The organism is Streptomyces sp. NPDC051133 (assembly GCF_040682635.1).
GTDB lineage: Bacteria > Actinomycetota > Actinomycetes > Streptomycetales > Streptomycetaceae > Streptomyces.
Window position 1 is genome coordinate 1 of record NZ_JBFBBK010000251.1, and the last position, 1,141, is coordinate 1,141.

1 protein-coding gene is annotated in these 1,141 nt (G+C 67.6%); it reads right to left on the reverse strand.

The genetic code is table 11. The annotated features are described in order from the left end of the window. Positions 1-60 precede the first annotated feature (60 nt). Complete coding sequence (locus AB0N17_RS46830) at positions 61-300, reverse strand: chaplin (RefSeq protein WP_366017748.1); 240 nt, start codon at positions 298-300, stop codon at positions 61-63. Positions 301-1,141 lie beyond the last annotated feature (841 nt).

Here is a 1,141-nt window from a genome sequence, read left to right on the forward strand (position 1 = left end):
GCCCGCACTCACTCGGACACATGAAGGCCCACAGGGCCCCCTCCGACCTGTCCGGTCAGATCAGCCGTTGACGCAGCCGTTGGCAGCGCTCGGGTTGAGCAGCCCGATGATGTCGATGCTGTCGCCGCACACATTGACCGGGACGTGGAGCGGGATCTGAATGGTGTTGCCAGAGAGCACGCCGGGGGAGCCCGTCGAGGAGCCCTGGGCACCGGAGTCGGCGGCGGCCAGGCCCGCTCCGCCCAGGACGACGGCACAGGCAGCGGTAGCAACCGCAAGCATCTTCTTCATGGTGATCATGACTCGCTTTCATTGAGTTCGAACAGGCGCGGGTTCGTCTCGGGCAGCTCCCGGGGCGCCGTCCCGGCGGGAGGAGCACCCAGCCCGCCGGACGACTTCCCAGCTCAACAGGCAGCTGATGCCTCGGCCTCGGACCTTCACCCGACTGCTCCGCATCCCCACCCGCCAACCGGAGCAGCGCCCAAATCCCGCACCCACGCCTGGGCCCATTCGTCGGCCGCGCCAGCCCCCGTGGCAGGGCCCGCCAAGTCGCCGCACTCTGCCTATCGGTGGCACCGGCGCAATGTGGTCGCCAAATCCTCGAACCGCTCGCATTCGCCTTGTCCTTGCTTTCGATAGTCAGGACGTCCTAGCTGCTCAGCTGCCGCTCGACCGCGAGGGGTTGTCGCTCCGCGCTTCCCCGAGGTGCCCCGACCCAGAGGACGAAGCGGGCGAACAGCCCCCAGCAGCAGGCAGGAGAGCAGCACCGACGGCATAGCGGCGGAGAGTGGATCCCATGAGTCGGCGGAACGGCGCGGACAGTGGCGGTCGGCGGCGATCTTCAGCGGACGGCTCCCTAGCCGATATCGGCGAGCGTCCTGTACGACCTGACAAGGAGCACAGACCTCGAAGACTTGATCACGTACGGGCGCCATCCTCACTGTGAGCCGGTGCCCGTGGCCCTGACTCGGTATTTGAAAGTCCAGCCCAAAGCCGCTACGCCGCCCGCTCGCATAGCTGTGGCCCGTCGGATGCTCTCCGGGCCCGCGCGCAGTGCTGTATGGATCAGTTGGTGCAGCCTGTTTCCGGGGGAGCGCTGGTGGCGCAGTTGCCGGGGGTGTTCTTCGCCACGCGCGTTTCG

Excerpts from the sequence above, each read along its gene's own strand:
- AB0N17_RS46830 (WP_366017748.1), bottom strand. The coding sequence starts at position 300 with ATGATCACCATGAAGAAGATGCTTGCGGTTGCTACCGCTGCCTGTGCC.